The following is a 652-nucleotide window of genomic DNA, read 5'->3' on the forward strand; positions in this document are numbered from 1 at the left end:
CGTTAAACGTTGCCACCATATCGTCGCCGATTCGAGCAAAATCGAATTCATCGAAACTCGCTTCATTCAAATACAGCACATCCTCACCATATACGTCGGCGTTGACGACAGTATCGTCTCCTTGCCCACTGCCGTAGTAATACGTGTCGTCACCATCGCCGCCGGCCAAGGTATCGCGGCCACTCCCGCCATACAGCTGGTCACTTCCATCCCCACCAAACAGCACATCGTTACCGGCTCTGCCGAAGAGGGCGTCGTCGCCATCGAGGCCGCGCAGTACATTGTCGCGGTCATTTCCGGACAGCATGTTGCCCAATGCATTGCCTGTGCCGATCGTGGCATTTCCGACCAGGAGCAGCGCTTCAAGGTTGTCGCCTAACGTAAAGTCGATACTGGCCACCACCGTATCGCCGCTGCGGCTGCGATGCTCCCCTGGCACCAGGCGTCCGAAAGGACCCGATTCTGCTCCAGAGGGTTGGGTCGCACTGTTCTCGGTTTGCGATGGTGTCATCGCGATGTCGGTACTCGCTATCGCGAAAGAGCCCTCGCCACTGTCGTCGGCTTCGACCACCACATCGCCAACGCTGTCGACAAAATAAAGATCGTCGCCACCGCCACCTTCCATACGATCGTTTCCGAGCCCACGAGACTA

At 57.5% G+C, this 652-nt stretch carries 1 protein-coding gene; it reads right to left on the reverse strand.

Features of this window, described 5'->3' with window-relative positions:
- The coding region (locus AYJ08_RS07390; RefSeq protein ID WP_369799672.1) for a calcium-binding protein at window positions 1-625 on the reverse strand (625 nt) is incomplete at its 3' end.
- Window positions 626-652: the final 27 nt, after the last annotated feature.

This window comes from Brevibacillus sp. SKDU10 (assembly GCF_001645205.1).
Classification (GTDB): Bacteria; Bacillota; Bacilli; order Brevibacillales; family Brevibacillaceae; genus Brevibacillus_B; species Brevibacillus_B halotolerans.